At 44.3% G+C, this 16226-nt stretch carries 10 protein-coding genes; 6 read left to right on the plus strand and 4 right to left on the minus strand.

Annotated features, from left to right (window positions below; all coding sequences use genetic code 11):
- Positions 1-28 precede the first annotated feature (28 nt).
- On the minus strand, positions 29-553 hold the full coding sequence (locus SIO70_RS03160; RefSeq protein ID WP_320579344.1) for a hypothetical protein: 525 nt from the start codon (positions 551-553) through the stop codon (positions 29-31).
- A gap of 465 nt (positions 554-1018) precedes the next feature.
- On the opposite strand from SIO70_RS03160, the gene SIO70_RS03165 reads away from it, so the two are divergent.
- The 3 genes from SIO70_RS03165 to SIO70_RS03175 all read left to right on the plus strand — a co-directional run bounded on the left by SIO70_RS03165 (position 1019) and on the right by SIO70_RS03175 (position 7078).
- Positions 1019-2935, plus strand: coding sequence for an SPFH domain-containing protein (locus SIO70_RS03165; RefSeq protein WP_320579346.1), 1917 nt, complete (start codon positions 1019-1021; stop codon positions 2933-2935).
- 193 nt (positions 2936-3128) lie between these two features.
- Entirely contained in the window at positions 3129-4604 is a 1476-nt protein-coding gene (locus SIO70_RS03170; protein ID WP_320579349.1) for a serine hydrolase, read from the plus strand.
- A 128-nt stretch (positions 4605-4732) separates the two neighbouring features.
- On the plus strand, positions 4733-7078 hold the full coding sequence (locus SIO70_RS03175) for a glycoside hydrolase family 3 N-terminal domain-containing protein (RefSeq protein WP_320579351.1): 2346 nt from the start codon (positions 4733-4735) through the stop codon (positions 7076-7078).
- Positions 7079-7147: 69 nt separating this feature from the next.
- Here the strand turns inward: SIO70_RS03175 and SIO70_RS03180 are convergent, their stop codons facing one another.
- Genes SIO70_RS03180 through SIO70_RS03190 form a run of 3 tightly spaced genes read right to left on the minus strand, consistent with a single transcriptional unit; the run spans position 7148 to position 8934 of the window.
- Entirely contained in the window at positions 7148-7744 is a 597-nt protein-coding gene (locus tag SIO70_RS03180) for a sensor histidine kinase (RefSeq protein ID WP_320579353.1), read from the minus strand.
- Positions 7741-8397 (minus strand): response regulator, encoded by a 657-nt coding sequence (locus SIO70_RS03185; protein WP_320579355.1) that lies wholly within the window; start codon positions 8395-8397, stop codon positions 7741-7743. Before SIO70_RS03185 ends, SIO70_RS03180 begins: the two co-directional genes overlap by 4 nt.
- Positions 8398-8457: 60 nt before the next feature.
- Entirely contained in the window at positions 8458-8934 is a 477-nt protein-coding gene (locus tag SIO70_RS03190; protein ID WP_320579357.1) for a response regulator, read from the minus strand.
- Between SIO70_RS03190 and SIO70_RS03195 the strand changes: the two genes are divergently transcribed.
- The 3 genes from SIO70_RS03195 (at position 8912) to SIO70_RS03205 (ending at position 16217) form a co-directional block, all read left to right on the plus strand.
- Positions 8912-9271, plus strand: coding sequence for a two-component system response regulator (locus tag SIO70_RS03195; RefSeq protein ID WP_320579359.1), 360 nt, complete (start codon positions 8912-8914; stop codon positions 9269-9271). The two genes, SIO70_RS03190 and SIO70_RS03195, sit on opposite strands and share 23 nt — an antisense overlap.
- Positions 9272-9394: 123 nt before the next feature.
- Positions 9395-13381 (plus strand): DEAD/DEAH box helicase, encoded by a 3987-nt coding sequence (locus tag SIO70_RS03200; RefSeq protein WP_320579361.1) that lies wholly within the window; start codon positions 9395-9397, stop codon positions 13379-13381.
- A gap of 31 nt (positions 13382-13412) precedes the next feature.
- The gene (locus tag SIO70_RS03205) at positions 13413-16217 is read left to right on the plus strand and encodes a PAS domain S-box protein (protein ID WP_320579363.1); all 2805 of its coding nucleotides are present in this window, start codon (positions 13413-13415) and stop codon (positions 16215-16217) included.
- The last annotated feature ends 9 nt before the right edge of the window (positions 16218-16226 follow it).

The following is a 16226-nucleotide window of genomic DNA, read 5'->3' on the forward strand; positions in this document are numbered from 1 at the left end:
GCTGGCAATTGCTGCCCGGATAGGTCTTTTAGTCAATACGCATTGCCAGCAGGGCATTTCTGGAACTCTCTATGAAAGAGGTGTCTGCATCGGGGGAACGCTTTTCGAACAAAAGCGTCAGTGTACGTCCTTTTCTCACCGTTGAGGCTTCCACTGTCTGCAAGAAGAAAGAGTCCTGCTGGAAATTGCTTTCATAGATATAAAACTGATTGCCATTGATATTCATAGTGGTATCAATGAGTAGTTGTTCATGCCTTGAAAATAACTGGTGAATAGCTTCTGCAGTATCGGCTATCTTGTCTATAGACAGATAGACAGTGAGCCGGTCACTATTATCCAAAGGCAATGTTTTAGGCTGATAGCGGTACAAGAGGTAGTCTTTTCCCATTTCATAATGAACAAAGGAAAATGCAGTATCGTACTCCGAAGGTAATTGGATGGTAATGACACCTACACTATCTCCTAAAGGGATTTTTCTGCCTTCCGGCAAATAAGCTGATTGTTTGCAGGCGAAAGCCATGCACACAGGCATTACGAACATGTAAGTTTTCATAGGTCTAGGATATTATCTGGCCACTGTTCAAAAATATTTTTTTGCAGTGTGTTCATTAAAAATAACGTATTTTTTGATGGTAGTGGTATGTTTTCGAGGTATACTACCGTCAAAAAATACATATTTTTTTATGCCCTCTTCTCAATTTCAGGCACTTCTTTCTTAAAAAGTTATTTTCCAATAATTTGTAGTTGTATACGATTTGTTAAAACTTTTTTGGAATTCAAAAAATAGTTATAACCTTTGTATGGTAATAATATTTACAATGTACAATAAGCCCGCAAATTGCAATTTTCGTAATCTGCACTATTTAATCTTCACAATTTTCAATACTTCCCCACCAGTATTTTAATTAAAGCATTATAGCTATTACGACTGCGCGCACGCACAAAATTCACAGGTATTGGGACATACCTGACATGGATTTCTATTTCATATATTCAAATACATAAACCAACAACTTTTATGCAAACAACTGATGTAATCAGGTGGCTGATGCTGCTTGGCATCCCCGTACTATGCCTTGTATTGTACCGTTTCATTCTCCGCGTATTCTTTGGCCTTGTGATCGTACCCGAAGATAAAATAGGTCTTGTCACCAAGAAATTCGTATTGGTGGGTAAACAGGAACTCCCAGAAGGCCGCATTCTGGCCACTGATGGAGAAGCTGGTTTTCAGGCCCAAACACTTGCCCCAGGTGTGTACTTCTGGAAATGGTTCTGGCAGTACGATGTTAAGTTCCAGGCTTTCACCGTGATCCCTACAGGTAAGATCGGACTTGTATTGGCAAAAGATGGTGCAGAGCTGCAACCCGGCGCTATCCTGGCCCGCCGTGTAGATTGCGATGCTTTCCAGAATGCGGAAGCGTTCCTGAAAAGTGGGGGTCAGAAAGGTCGTCAAACGGCGATTATGACACCCGGTTCTTATCGTATTAACACCTTCATCTTTGAAGTGGAAATCACGGATATGGTGAATGTACCTGACAATGCGGTGGGTATTGTCACTACAATGGAAGGTAAGGCGATTGAAAACGGTCAGATCGCTGGTAAGATTATAGAAGGTCACAGAAACTTTCAGGATGCCGATGCTTTCCTTGAAAAAGGCGGCTACAAAGGATTACAGGAACAGGTGATCCTCTCTGGTTCTTATTTTATGAACCCATGGTTTGCAAAGGTAGAGATGCGCACCATGACCGAAATTCCTATCAGCCATGTGGGTGTCGTAATCTCTTATGTAGGTAACGAAGGTGAAGACCTGAGTGGTACCGATTTCAAACACGGTAACATTGTAGGTAAAAACTACAAAGGTGTGTGGGCAGAACCATTAGGGCCCGGTAAGTATCCTATCAATACTTACATCATGAAGGTAGAATATGTACCTACTACAAACCTGGTACTGAACTGGGCGAGTGCCCGCAGTGAGGCCCACCAGCTGGATAAAAACCTCTCTACCATTACCGTACGCAGTAAAGATGGTTTTACATTCAACCTCGATGTGGCACAGATTATTCACATCCCTGCCAGCGAAGCACCTAAGGTAATTGCCCGCTTTGGTAACATGAGTAACCTGGTCACCCAGGTACTGGAACCTACCATCGGCAACTACTTCCGTAACTCTGCGCAGGATGCTGAAGTGATCGACTTCCTGAAGAGCCGAAAAGAAAGACAGGAATCTGCGAAACTACACATTGGCCGTGTGCTGGAACAATACAACGTGTTTGGTGTAGATACACTGATCGGCGATATCGTTCCTCCTGAAAGCCTGATGAAAACACTGACTGATCGTAAGATCGCTGAAGAACAAAAGGTGACTTATGAAACACAGATGCGTGCACAGGAAACCAGGCAGGTACTGGAAAAAGAAACCGCTATCGCAGAGATACAGAAAGATATCGTAAAAGCAGATCAGGGTGTGTTGATCGCGGAAAGAATCGCAGATGCTTCTGTAAAGAAAGCGACAGGTGATGCAAACAGTGTACGCCTGCAAGCCAATGCAGAAGCAGATCGTATGAAACTGCTGGCAAGTGGTGAAGCAGAAAAAGTAAGAGTGCTGGCAAAAGCAGAAGCTGAAAGAACGGAACTAACGGCAAGAGCAGAAGCTGAAAAAATTTCCTTAACAGGTAATGCAGAAGCTGAAAAGATACTGGCGATTGGTAAATCAAGCGCTGAGTCCTATAAGCTGGCGGTGGAAGCTATGGGTGGTAACAACTTCACACAATTGAAAGTGATGGAAGCGATCGGTGAACAGCATATTAAGATTATGCCTGACATACTGATCGGTGGTGGTGGCGATGGCAATAATGGTCCTATTAGCGGACTGCTGGGTCTGAAGCTGCTGGAACAATTAGGTGAAAAGAATAATCAACAACCACCTAAAGAATAAACCGGTCCTGCATCCTGTGTTATCCCTATCCTTGTACCATGAGAGGCCGTATCATCAATAAGATACGGTCTCTTTTAATTCGGGAACCAATTCCTCTTTTCTTTTTTTTACCCCACATTCAAGTGGTTTAATCACATTTAAAATTTGGTGCAATCTGGCTGGACTAATATTGTCCTATCAAAATTGTACTGCCATGAAATCCATTTTAATAACCACGCTGCTCAGTTTCTGCCTATCATTGTCTGCTCAAGACTTTCAGCTACTCAATGGGAATATACTGATGGCCCAAAAAGGAAAAGTTGTACACAGTCTTTCATATGGCTATGCCGATATGCCGTCGCGTACACCCAATACTTTAGCAACACCATTTAACCTTGCTTCTATATCAAAGACATTTACAGCTACCGCCATTCTTCAGCTGATGGAAAAGGGGAAGTTAAAACTGGATGATACTTTCCAGCAATACTTCCCCAATTTTCCTTATCCCGACATTACGATCAAACACTTACTCACACATACTTCCGGCCTACCTGACCTGGAGTTATTTGAACCCTTGATCAAACAATATCCTGATACGATTGTAACCAGTCATATATTGATTGATCAGTTACAAGCAGCACACAGGCCACTTGCCTTCAACCCCGGTGAAGAGTTTCGTTATTGCAATAATGGATTTGTATTACTAGGTCTGCTGGTGGAACTGATCAGTCATGAACCATTTGATATCTATTTAACAAAACACATCTTTAACCCTGCGCACATGTATGAGACATTTGTTTATGATCCTACTCAAAACAAACTGCCCACACAGGTTACAAAGCATGTGTATGAAAGTTTTGCGATCGATACATTGTCAAGGGTAGGAGATTCAAAAAGATACCGATATACAGACTATAACAATGATGCAGCAATTGGTGCATCCAACATCGTCACGACCGTGAATGATATGTTGTTATTTGACAAAGCATTCTTTCGTTATAAGCTACTCAGTCCTGCTGCTGTACAACTTGCGCTCACACCTGTGAAATTGAAAAATGGAACTATTCACAGTGAAAAGGTAATGGATACCATGCAGGGGGAAGGTACCGGTTCTTACGGATTAGGCTGGGAATTATTTAACCAACCCGGCTATGGCAAAGGGGCCGGACATGGTGGTTTCAAATTTGGCCTTGCTACTTTTTACTACCACAACCTCGATAAAAACCAAACGATCATTGCTTTTGACAATACCGCGGCTCCTTCCTTTGGTGCGATCGTCACCAATGCATTGCATATGCTGAACAATGAGGCACCGAAAAAAATTGATGATAAAAAATCATTGGCCAGGATATACGTCACTACCCTCGTCAAAGATGGTGCTGATGCAGCTGCTACACAACTGACCTTGTTGAAAACTGACACTGCTCACTACTACCTGAGTGAGTGGGAACTGAACAAAGCAGGGTATGAGCAGCTATATGATTACTACCGGATCGATGCAGCGCTGGAGATATTTAAACTCAACTGCCTGCTATTTCCACATAGTTTCAATACCTACGATAGTTATGGTGAAGCCCTGAACAAGGCGGGTAAACGAAACGAAGCGATTGCCCTCTACGAGCGTTCCATCCAGATCAATCCGAACAATGAAGATGGCATGCGGGAGTTAAAAAAGATCAAAGCCCGTTAATAATTTATCACTCTGGGAGAAGATAAAATCACTTTAAAAATTATTTAAAAACTAACCCCTATACTTGTTATTTTTAGGACTCGCAATTCAGCTAAATGAATGATTGTCAATAAATTTAACAGGTAACGATGAAAATCAGACAACGAATTATCATGCTTGGGGTACTGTTGCTGGCCGTAGGTCAGGCTGGTGCACAGACCTACAAAAATGCGAAAGCGCCGATTGAAGCAAGGGTGAAAGATCTGCTGCAAAGGATGACGCTGGAAGAAAAAGTCGGGCAGCTGAATACACTGCTCGGTTGGCCTATGTACGAAAAGAAAGGTGATGCTGTAGGTATAAGTGAAACGTTCAAAGAAGAGATTTCCAAAAGACATATCGGTAGTTTCTGGGCTACGCTCAGAGCCGATCCATGGACACAAAAGACACTTGAAACAGGTCTGAACCCTCGCCAGAGTGCAGAAGCCACCAATGCCATGCAGAAATATATGATGGAAAATACCCGCCTTGGCATTCCATTGATCCTGGCAGAAGAATGCCCGCATGGGCATATGGCAATTGGTACCACCGTATTCTCTACTTCTATCGGACAGGCAAGTACCTGGGATCCTGCACTGATCCAGGAAATGGCAAGTGCTATTGCTGTAGAGGCACGGGTGCAGGGTGCACACATTGGCTATGGTCCTGTATTGGACCTTGTGCGTGAACCAAGATGGTCACGTCTGGAAGAGACTTATGGCGAAGACCCTTACCTGATTGGCCAAATGGGTATTGCCATGGTAAAAGGTTTCCAGGGCAGCAATATCAACAGTGGTAAAAACATTATTTCTACACTGAAGCATTTTACTGCCTACGGTTCTCCTGAAGGTGGTCACAATGGTGGTATTGCACTTACTGGTCAGCGGGATCTGTTTATGTCCTACCTGCCTCCGTTCAGAGATGCGATCAAAGCAGGTGCACTGTCTATCATGGCATCTTACAACTCAATCGATGGTATCCCCTGTAGTGCCAATGCTTTCCTGCTGAAGGACGTGCTGGTGAAAGACTGGGGTTTCAAAGGATATACGGTTTCCGATCTGCATGGTATTCCAAGTATGAATACAAACCATCGTGTAGCAGCTGATATAGAACAGGCAGCAGCGATGAGCATCAATGCAGGCCTGGACAATGACCTGGGTGGTGCAGCTTATGGCGATGCACTGATCAAAGCAGTAAAGGATAAACTGGTGGCAATGGCCACCATTGATTCTGCAACAGCACATGTGCTGCGCGTAAAATTCAAAATGGGGCTGTTCGAAAACCCATATGTAGATCCGGCGGCTGTTGATAAAGCTGTAGCAACTCCTGAGCATATCGCGCTGTCTAAAAAGGTAGCACTGGAATCAATTGTTTTATTGAAGAATGAAAACAACCTGCTGCCACTGAGCAAGTCAATTAAGAATTTAGCCGTTATCGGGCCGAATGCAGACAATATCTACAACCAGTTGGGGGATTATACTGCACCGCAGCCGGAAGAGAAAATTGTGACCGTTTTAGAGGGTATTAAAGCGAAGTTAGGAACAGGTACCAATATCACTTATGTGAAAGGTTGTGCCATTCGGGATACTGCCAATGATAATATCGCTGCGGCTGTTGCTGCTGCAAAAGGTGCGGATGCGGTCGTACTCGTATTAGGTGGTTCCAGTGCCCGTGACTTCAAAACATCTTATCAGGCTACGGGTGCGGCTGAAGTAAAATCAGGCGAAAACGCTGTGAGTGATATGGAAAGTGGGGAAGGGTATGACAGGGTGAGCCTGGATCTGATGGGCTTACAGAATAAACTGATGAAAAGCCTGGCTGCAACCGGCAAACCGATTGTACTGGTATTAATTGAAGGACGTCCTTTGAATATCACATGGGCGGCTGACAATGTACCTGCTATTGTGAATGCATGGTACCCTGGTCAGGAAGGTGGGCATGCAGTAGCAGATGTATTGTTTGGCGATTATAATCCTGCCGGACGTTTGCCTGTGTCTATTCCTAAATCTGTAGGTCAGCTGCCGGTGTATTATAACTATAAGAATGCTTCAAAGCATGATTATGTTGAGATGACTTTTAAGCCACAATATAGCTTTGGATATGGTTTGAGCTACACGACTTTTGGTTATGAGAACCTGCAGGTGAGTGTGTATGGAAAGAAAGTAGCGGTGAAGTTTACTGTAAAAAACACTGGTAAGGTAGAAGGGGATGAGGTAGCACAGCTGTATGTAAGGGATGATTATAGCTCTGTAGTGACGGCGAATGAACAGCTGAAACGTTTTCAGCGTGTGCATTTAAAAGCAGGGGAGTCTAAGGAAATTAGTTTTGAAATGAATCCTGAAGATCTGCAATTGCTGAATGTACAGAATAAGTGGGTGGTAGAGCCAGGAACGTTTAGCGTGATGGTGGGCGGTAGTAGTGATGATGTGAAATTGAATGGTAGTTTTACTATAAAATAAAAATGCGGTTCAGTATCTTTTGCCTTCGGCAAAAGATACTGAACCGCCGGGGACCGCTGCCGCGGGGGCTTATAGCGCCTGTGGCAGCGGTTCTTTTTGTTTTACCGGTATACCTATTACAAATGTCGCTCCTTGCTCCAATTCTCCTGTAGCAGTAATAAAACCATTATGCTGCTCCATGATCTTCTTACAAATAGATAACCCAATACCCGTACCTTCTATCTCATGGTAACTATGCAGCCGCTTAAACACGATGAAGATATCCTCTGCATATTGGCTCTCAAAACCAATTCCATTATCCGTGATATAAATCTTATACAGGTGACTCGCCGCATCTTCCGGCGATTCTTTCTGTGCATAGATATGCACTTCCGGCGCCACATCCTTTTTTCTGAACTTCAACGCATTGCTGATTAAATTATAAAACAGCTGCCGCATCAGGGTGGGAATCACCTGTATAGACGGTAATGGATCAATCTTAATAATCGCATTGCTCTGCTGAATTTTTATCTCCAGTTCGTTCAATGCATCTTTCACTATCTCATTCAGATCAGCATCTATAAAGTCTCCACCCTGTATAGAATGACGGGAGAAACGGAGTAAGTCGCTGACCAGTTGTTGCATGCGGATAGAGGCGTTCGTGATCTTCATCACATACTTATTCACCTCTTCGCTGCTGTTTTTTTCTGAATGATCATATCGCTGAACACCCTGATCTTACGGAGTGGCTCCTGCAAGTCGTGCGATGCGATATAAGCAAATCTATCCAGTTCAGCATTCACCGCTTTCAGGTGAATATTGTTTTGCAGCAATTGCTTGTTCAACTCTAATACTCTCAGTTCAGAAGCTTCTCTTTCCTCTATTTCCTTTTGCAGTGAAGCGTTGGTATTCAGTAGCTTTTGTTCCTGCGCAATGAGTGATTGTGTCTTTCTATACAACTCTACAAAAAGTCCTACCTTTATACGCAACAACTCCGGGTTAATTGGCTTATAGATGAAATCGACAGCACCTGCCTTATAACCTTTGAAAATCACTTCTTCTTCGTGGCTATGGGCAGTGATGAAGATGATCGGAATATCTTTTAACTTCTCACGCTGATAAATGAAAGCGGCTGTTTCAAAACCGTTCATATCAGGCATCTGCACATCCATCAGGATCAGGGAAAAATCAAATTCTTTCAACAGTATCTTCAACGCAGCCCGTCCTGAGTTTGCTTTGACGATGATGTAGCTTTCCCTTTCCAATATGGATTCTATCGACCAAAGATTATCCGGTCGGTCATCAACTACTAAAATTTTTATGACATCGTGGTGCTGCACCTATTCAATTTTTTCGGAATGAATATACATTAATATATTTATCGATATAAGGTATTTCCATTAACGGTATAACCACACTCTCATCAACGATAACAGCTGATCTATCTTCAATGGTTTTGTGATATAATCAGATGCGCCGGCTTCCAGACATTTCTCTCTATTCCCCTTCATCGCCTTCGCTGTCACTGCTATGATCGGCAATGCACTGTTCTTATGTTCCCTGCGAATTTTCTGCATCGTTTCATATCCATCCATTTCAGGCATCATAATATCCATCAGCACAATGTCAATCTGGTTATTCTCGCTGAGAATACTCATCGCCTCTTTTCCACTTTCTGCCGTAATTGTATTGATACGGAAACGCTCAAATGCTGTAGTCAGGGCAAACAGGTTACGTACATCATCATCGACTACCAGTACATTCTTATGGATTAACACATCTTTCTGAGAACGCAGATCTTCGATCAGCTTCTTCTTTTCAGGTAATAATGCCTGGTGGTTCAGGTGCAACTGCATGATCGTTTCCTCCAGCAACAAATCCAATGAAATAGATCCTACCTGGCAGCTGGTGTGTATCCCCAACGGCAGAAAATTCGTTAAATATCTGGAAAGTATAGAAGACAAGGAGTTACCTGCGTTAATGATCCTGGATTATAATATCCCGGAACTAACGGGGGTCGAAATTGTAGAGGAACTAAATGACCAGTCGAGGTATCTGGGAATTCCTAAGATCATATGGAGTACTTCAAGTAGTCCGGTATTTAAGGCACGTAGTATTGAACTGGGAGTGGTGGATTATATCACCAAACCCAGTGACCTGGCATCTTTTTTAACTATTGCAAAATATATGCTGTCATTTGTGAAAGAAGCATAAGATAGAATTAGAATTATAACTCCAAAATTATTTACACCAAAACATTCCACAACATTTCGGTATGCAACCAAAACAGATGAATGTGTCTTGAAGGAATGGTAGCCTTTTGCTACATTTGTACCAATGGTCGATAGCGCGCATTATCTGGATATTTATCACTCACGGAACGAGGAAACACAACTGGTAATAGACATACTAGCAGTTTACATCTACCCGGTAGATAAATACATGCTCACAGATGCCGTGCTGAAATTACTTGATATACCACAGGATGTAATAGCTGACATATTGGAAGAGCTCATAGCAGCGGGTGTAGTAGTCAAACATGTGACTGGCAACTATTCTCTCGATCCGGCTATGAGCTTTTTTTTATTCCCTGAAAAAGTAAGGCAACCACAATACCTGCAATTGATTCAGCAGGTAAAACCCTACTCTTTTTATAGTAGCAGCGCAAGGATACAGGAACTACAGCAACTGTTGATCGCATTCTTCACAGGAGAGAAGTCGTTATTAAGAGCACCGGTGATGCGCATCAGCGGAGAGATCAACGAATACCTGCCTTATCTCTGCTATCTACTGTACTTTCCGGAATACAAACCTTTATTGCAGCTGTTTGATACAGATAGTGTTCAGATCATTTACCAGGCGGCCATCAATCTGCAACTGCAAAGTATGTCGCCGGTTTCGATACTGGCATCGGAGCCGTCTATCATTAACTGGAATGTGTTGGAAGGTTCTTTGAAACCCACTGACGATCCGTTTTCACAGGCAGTGATTGCGCTCTATGACCAACAACCGGATGCTGCGTTTCTTTTATTTGAGCAAGGCATCAAACAGCAACCTAAAACCGATCGTAAACACATGGTACCGCTATCGCCGGTACTATCCTTTATATACGCTTTTAACCTGACATTACTCCCTGATTCCAGGTCATTTCCCCTGATCACGAAAATCGTGGCCTTTTACGAGAAGAAGCTGAAGGCAGACATTACCCCTGCTATCAGTTTACTCCATTTCCATCAGGGTAGAAAAGAAAAAGCAGAAAACATGCTGCTGATCCTATTACAGGGCAATCATGGAAACCTGATCAGTTACCTGGCATTGATCTGCCTTCAGATTTACCTGCCTGCCAGTAAATTACTGAAGACCTACAAGGAGCTCAGCACACAATTACTGTATAAAGGCATTCAAAATCACTACCGGTTCCTGACTTACGAATACCTCTACCTGTTTAAAGATGAGGGCTTTCGTAAAAAGGAAGACGCCTACCTCGAAGCAGCATCCGTGATTAGCAGAAAGCCTTTGCTCTCCCAGCTGAAAAGAACGGCGGAGTGGGAAAGGCTGTTGAAATTACTCTCTATACCCGAAGCACCACAGGCTGAAAAACCACAGCATACAACACGTATTGCTTATCTCGTAGAACCGACTACCAAAGAGATCCAGGTCATTCTCCAATCTTTCAACGATACCTCCGGGTGGAGCAAAGGCCGGCCTGTGGACATGAAAAGGTTCAGGGAAGGGGTGATACCCGGTATGGCGCCACAGGATGTACGAATAGGAGACTGCCTGATCAAACAAAGTTTCTATACTTACGGCTCGGACGATTATGTGTTTGAAGACAGGGTGTGGTCAGAAATGGCTGGTCACCCTTACCTCTTCATGGCCCATGATCCCGATCTCTCCTTTGACATTGTAAAAGGAGAGCCAGAGCTGCTGGTCAATAAAACAGGTAAGGGATTTACTTTTGATAGTAACCTCCCCACCACCGATTTATCAAAAGAGATTATCTTCAACAGAGAATCTGAAACAAGACTGAAAGTATACAGGTTGACGCCTAAACAACGTACCCTCTTACAAACTGTTCAACAGATTCCCGTCGTACCTGCCGATGGCAAAGAACAATTGCTCACCGCCTTACAGCAAATAGGCGCACACATCACCGTACATGCAAATCTGGAAGGTACTTCGCTCAATATTCAGCAACGTAAAGGCGATGCCCGCATCACGGTTCAGTTACAACCTACTGCCGATGCACTGAAGGCATCCTTTTTTGTAAAACCTTTTGGGGCAGACCCGCCCTATTGCAAGCCGGGAGAAGGTGCAGCCCACATTATAGGTGTGATGAATGGGGAACGCTGTCAGGCAACCCGCGACCTGGAAGAAGAGAAAGGGAACTATGCCCGGTTACTTGAACTTATCCAACAGGCAGTGGCACAGGAAATAGAAGATGATCACATTATCTTCTCCGATCCCAGAGATTGTCTGCAACTACTGGAAGTGATTCACGAAAACCCTGAACTGGCTATTTCAGAATGGCCGGAAGGTGAAAAACTGCGCATCCGCAAGGTAGTCACTACCCAAAGAATGACGCTGACAGTGAAATCGAACCGTAAGTGGCTGGAATGTCAGGGAGAGTTGAAGGTGGATGAAGACATGGTGCTGTCGCTAAAAGAATTGCTGGATAATACCGTACAACACAGAAGTCGTTTCATTCCACTCAGGAATGGCAGTTATCTTGCACTCACCAAAAAGCTCTACCGACAGTTGCAGGAGATCAATAGCTTTGCCACTGCTGACCACGAGTCTGTGAAAATACAGCCTATGGCCGCCCATATGCTGGATGAGATGCTGGAAGATGCGGGTAGCGTAGAAACGGATGCCGCTTTCAAAGCACAAAAGCAGCGATGGAAAGAAATCATATCAGTTACGCCTGCTATTCCGGAAGCTTTGCAGGCAACACTACGCCCTTATCAGGAAGATGGCTTTCGCTGGATGGTACGATTAGCGAACCTGGGCGCCGGCGCTTGTCTGGCAGATGATATGGGTCTGGGAAAAACTATTCAGGCCATCACCTTATTGCTCCACAGGGGAGCAGAAGGCCCTGCTTTAGTCGTATGCCCGGCCTCTGTATTACCTAACTGGATTAATGAGATCAATCGTTTTGGCCCCTCTTTAAGAGTGGTGGTACTGCATGCAGGCGGAGACAGAAAAGAGTTGTTAGCTACTGCAGGAGGTTTCTATGTGGTCATCATTACCTATGGGCTGTTGCTGTCAGAGAGGTCACTACTCACTAATATTGAGTGGGATACGGTAATCCTGGACGAAGCACATGCTATCAAAAACTACCAGACCAGAACGGCAAAAGCTGCCATGGCACTACAAGCGCATTTCCGGTTAATACTCACGGGTACCCCTATCCAGAATAACCTGAATGAGATTTGGAGTCTTTTTCATTTCATCAATCCAGGGTTGCTGGGTACACTCAAGCATTTTACCAGGCAATTCACCACACCAGTTGTATATAATCCGGATAGCTCCGTCAAAGTTCACCTAAAAAAACTGATCGCTCCTTACATGTTGCGGAGAACAAAAGGCGCTGTGCTGGATGAATTGCCGGAAAAAACGGAAATTGTCAAACTCATCCCTTTATCTCACGATGAAAGGGCTTTTTATGAAGCGATCCGTCTCAAGGCTATTGAAAACATCCGCAAGTATAGGGTCAGCGACAGCAAGCAACACCTGAATACCCTGACCGAAATAGGTAAACTTCGTATGGCAGCCTGTCACCCACAGATGTTGCATACGGAAGTGAATATCCCCTCGTCCAAACTGGCCGCCTTTCTCGAAATTGTGGAAGAACTCATTTCTAACAAACATAGGGCGCTGGTATTTAGCCAGTTTGTACGACACCTCGAATTGGTAAAACGAGCACTGGATGACAAAGGGATTTCCTACCTTTATCTGGATGGAGCAACGTTTATTCCTGACCGGGAAGAACGGGTAAAACAATTTCAGTGTGGCACCGCAGATCTCTTCCTCATTAGTCTCAAAGCTGGTGGGCTGGGACTCAACCTCACCGCAGCAGATTATGTCATTCACCTGGACCCATGGTGGAACCCGGCGATAGAAGAGCAAGCTTCAGATCGTGCTTACAGAATGGGGCAGACAAAACCTGTGACCATATACCGACTCGTGATGCAGGATACAATTGAAGAAAAGATCATTTCCCTGCATCGGAATAAACGTGATCTGGCAGATCAATTGCTGGCAGGCAGCGACGTTTCAGGTAAGCTTTCTACAGAAGAACTGATTGCTCTCATCCTGAAATAATTTGAGCTATATTGTATTTGAATCACAGATTATGCATGAGAATTCCCCATCTGATCAGATCGCTCCCGGTGGTCAGGAGATACAACAGATAAAATCCACCCTTCATGCCGTAGGAATCGGTATCTGGGATATTGATATTCTTCAGAATAAAGTAGTACTGGACACCACATGTAAAGAGCTATTCGGCTTACCGCCGGTGGCAAATATTAACTATAAGATGTTGTTAGACAGCCTACATCCGGCAGACAGGCAACTAGTGAGCGAGTCCGTAAAAAAACTCCTACAAAAGCAAGCAGACAACAGCATCAACCTGCGATTCAGAACTGCTGATGTAGATAATCGCTCCGTACGCTGGATACAGGTAAAAGGGCAGGTATACTTCACCCCCGATGATACAGCAACACGCCTCTCCGGCATGGCTATGGACATCACCAGTGAAGTCGCAGCCAACGAAAAAGCCGAAGTAGCAGAAAGACTCTCCACTATTGCTATGGAAAGTTCCGGGGCAGGATCATTCACCATCGATTTCGCCAGTGATACCATCACGTATTCCCCCTCGCTCGCACACATGATCATGGGCGAACGGATGGGAGGCAGCCAGTTCAGAGATATTTTTCTTCCTTATGTACACCCCGAAGACCGCAAGATAAGAGAACAGGCTTATGAAGAAGCCATGGACACCAGTATACTCAACTACGAATGTCGGTTTATATGGAAAGACGGCACTGTGCACTGGGTAAAGATCAGGGGTAAATACTACTATGACCCTACGGGCAGGCCTGTATCTTTTTCAGGCATTGGTCTGGACGTCACAGAATCCAGAGAGCACTCCCGTCTACTCAAAGAAGTAGAACAACGCTTCCTCCTGGCATTTAATAATTCCAGCATCAGTATGGCCTTTCTTGATAAAAACGGGGTCATACAGGAGGTGAATAAAGCCTTTGCAGGATTACTTGGATATGCACAATCAGAGCTATCAGGTATGTATTACAGAACTATTGTGCAGGCAGATTACAGGCGTGAAAGCGACAAGTTATTCGCCAGTCTTGTCAACGGCGAACAGGAATTTTACAACCAGATCAAACAATACTATCACCAGGATGGCAGTGTACGCTGGGTACAGGTGAACATCGCTACCGTGGCAATGGAAGAAGCCAATTCTACGCATATCCTGGCGATCGCTTTTGATATAGGCAATGAAGTAGCCGTACGCAAAGAACAGCAACAACTCCTGTCATTGGTAGAAAACAGTAATGACCTGATCATGGTCAGCAACCTCGAAGGCAATGTTACCTACATCAACGAGGCAGGCGTCCGGTTGCTGGGCTTACCCAACAAAGCTGCAGCCATTACTCACTCCATGAAAGACTTTTTTGATCCAGCCTTTTTCAGCCAGGTAAAGGACTCAATCATTCCCGAACTGCTCAGAGAAGGTAAATGGACGGGCAGACAAACCTACCAACATCAGGAAACAGGAGAACCACTGCCATTCATGACAAACGCTTTCAGGCTGGATAGCCCTATGAGCGGAAAACCGATTGCAGTAGCAGGCGTAGCCAGAGACCTGCGTACAGAACTGGAAGCACAAAAGGCCCTTCGTGAAAGTGAAAACAGATTCCGATCACTGGTGGAAGAAGCACCTGTACCTACCGCCCTCTATGTAGGCAGAGAACTGATCATAGAAGTGGCCAATGAGGCTATGCTCAATCTATGGGACAGGGATAGCACCATTATTGGTTATCCACTGACCAGGGCATTACCTGAGGTTCACGGACACTCTTTCCTTGAAATCATGGATCATATCTTCAATTCAGGAGAGGTATATCATGGTCGTGAAATGCCGATCGATCTTGTGATCAATGGCCGGGAAACACTCCTGTACCTGAATATTACCTTCAAGCCATTGCTTAATACGCAGGGAGAAGTGTATGCTATTATGAATATGGCCACAGATGTAACCCAACAGGTGCTGGCCAGGAATAAGATCCTGGAAAATCAGAGTTTCCTGGAATCTGAAGTATTAGAGCGTACAGAAGAACTGGCGGCTTCCAATGAAGAACTGGCGGCGATGAACGAAGAATTGCAGGAGGCAAATTTGCACCTGGTGCGTTCTAACCAGGAACTGGAACAATATGCGTATGTAGCGAGTCATGACCTGCAGGAGCCTTTGCGCAAAATCAGGATCTATGCAGACCTGTTATCGAACAAAGATGACCTGAATATTGAACACAAACGCCTGGTAGACAAAATCAATCAGTCGTCCGAACGTATGTCTATGTTGATCAAAGACCTGCTGGAATTCTCCCGCCTGCTGGAAACGGGGAATATGATGCGGGATGTAGATCTGACAGAGCTGCTACTGATGGTAACCAAGGATTTTGAATTGATCATTGAAGAAAAGAAAGCCCGGATTAATATTGGTAAATTGCCTGTGATACAGGGTGTGCCATTGCAAATGAATCAATTGTTTTACAACCTGATGAGTAATGCATTGAAATTCACGCAGGAAGGCGCAACACCGGTGGTAGAAATACAAGCCCGGCTTATTTCACTGGCAGAAGCGGCTGGTTATCTGCGTATGCCGGAGCAGGGCAAACAGTATTACGATATTTCATTCAGAGATAACGGGATAGGCTTTGATAATAAATATTCAGAGCAGATCTTTGAAGTGTTTAAACGCCTGCATAACAGGAACCAATATCCCGGGTCAGGTATCGGATTATCGTTGTGCAGGAGAATAGTAGGGAACCATGGCGGACATATGTATGTACTGTCAGCCCCGGATGAAGGGACGATCTTTCACATCATTCTGCCTGGAAAGCAGATAGTAGGATAAATCATTTTT

Source organism: Chitinophaga sancti, assembly GCF_034087045.1.
Taxonomy (GTDB): domain Bacteria; phylum Bacteroidota; class Bacteroidia; order Chitinophagales; family Chitinophagaceae; genus Chitinophaga; species Chitinophaga sancti_B.

Bases quoted from the DNA above. Each gene is read 5' to 3' on its own strand.
- SIO70_RS03170 (WP_320579349.1), top strand. From the start codon at position 3,129: ATGAAATCCATTTTAATAACCACGCTGCTCAGTTTCTGCCTATCATTG.
- SIO70_RS03195 (WP_320579359.1), top strand. From the start codon at position 8,912: ATGATCGTTTCCTCCAGCAACAAATCCAATGAAATAGATCCTACCTGG.
- SIO70_RS03205 (WP_320579363.1), top strand. From the start codon at position 13,413: ATGCATGAGAATTCCCCATCTGATCAGATCGCTCCCGGTGGTCAGGAG.
- SIO70_RS03165 (WP_320579346.1), top strand. From the start codon at position 1,019: ATGCAAACAACTGATGTAATCAGGTGGCTGATGCTGCTTGGCATCCCC.
- SIO70_RS03200 (WP_320579361.1), top strand. From the start codon at position 9,395: ATGGTCGATAGCGCGCATTATCTGGATATTTATCACTCACGGAACGAG.
- SIO70_RS03160 (WP_320579344.1), bottom strand. From the start codon at position 553: ATGAAAACTTACATGTTCGTAATGCCTGTGTGCATGGCTTTCGCCTGC.
- SIO70_RS03175 (WP_320579351.1), top strand. From the start codon at position 4,733: ATGAAAATCAGACAACGAATTATCATGCTTGGGGTACTGTTGCTGGCC.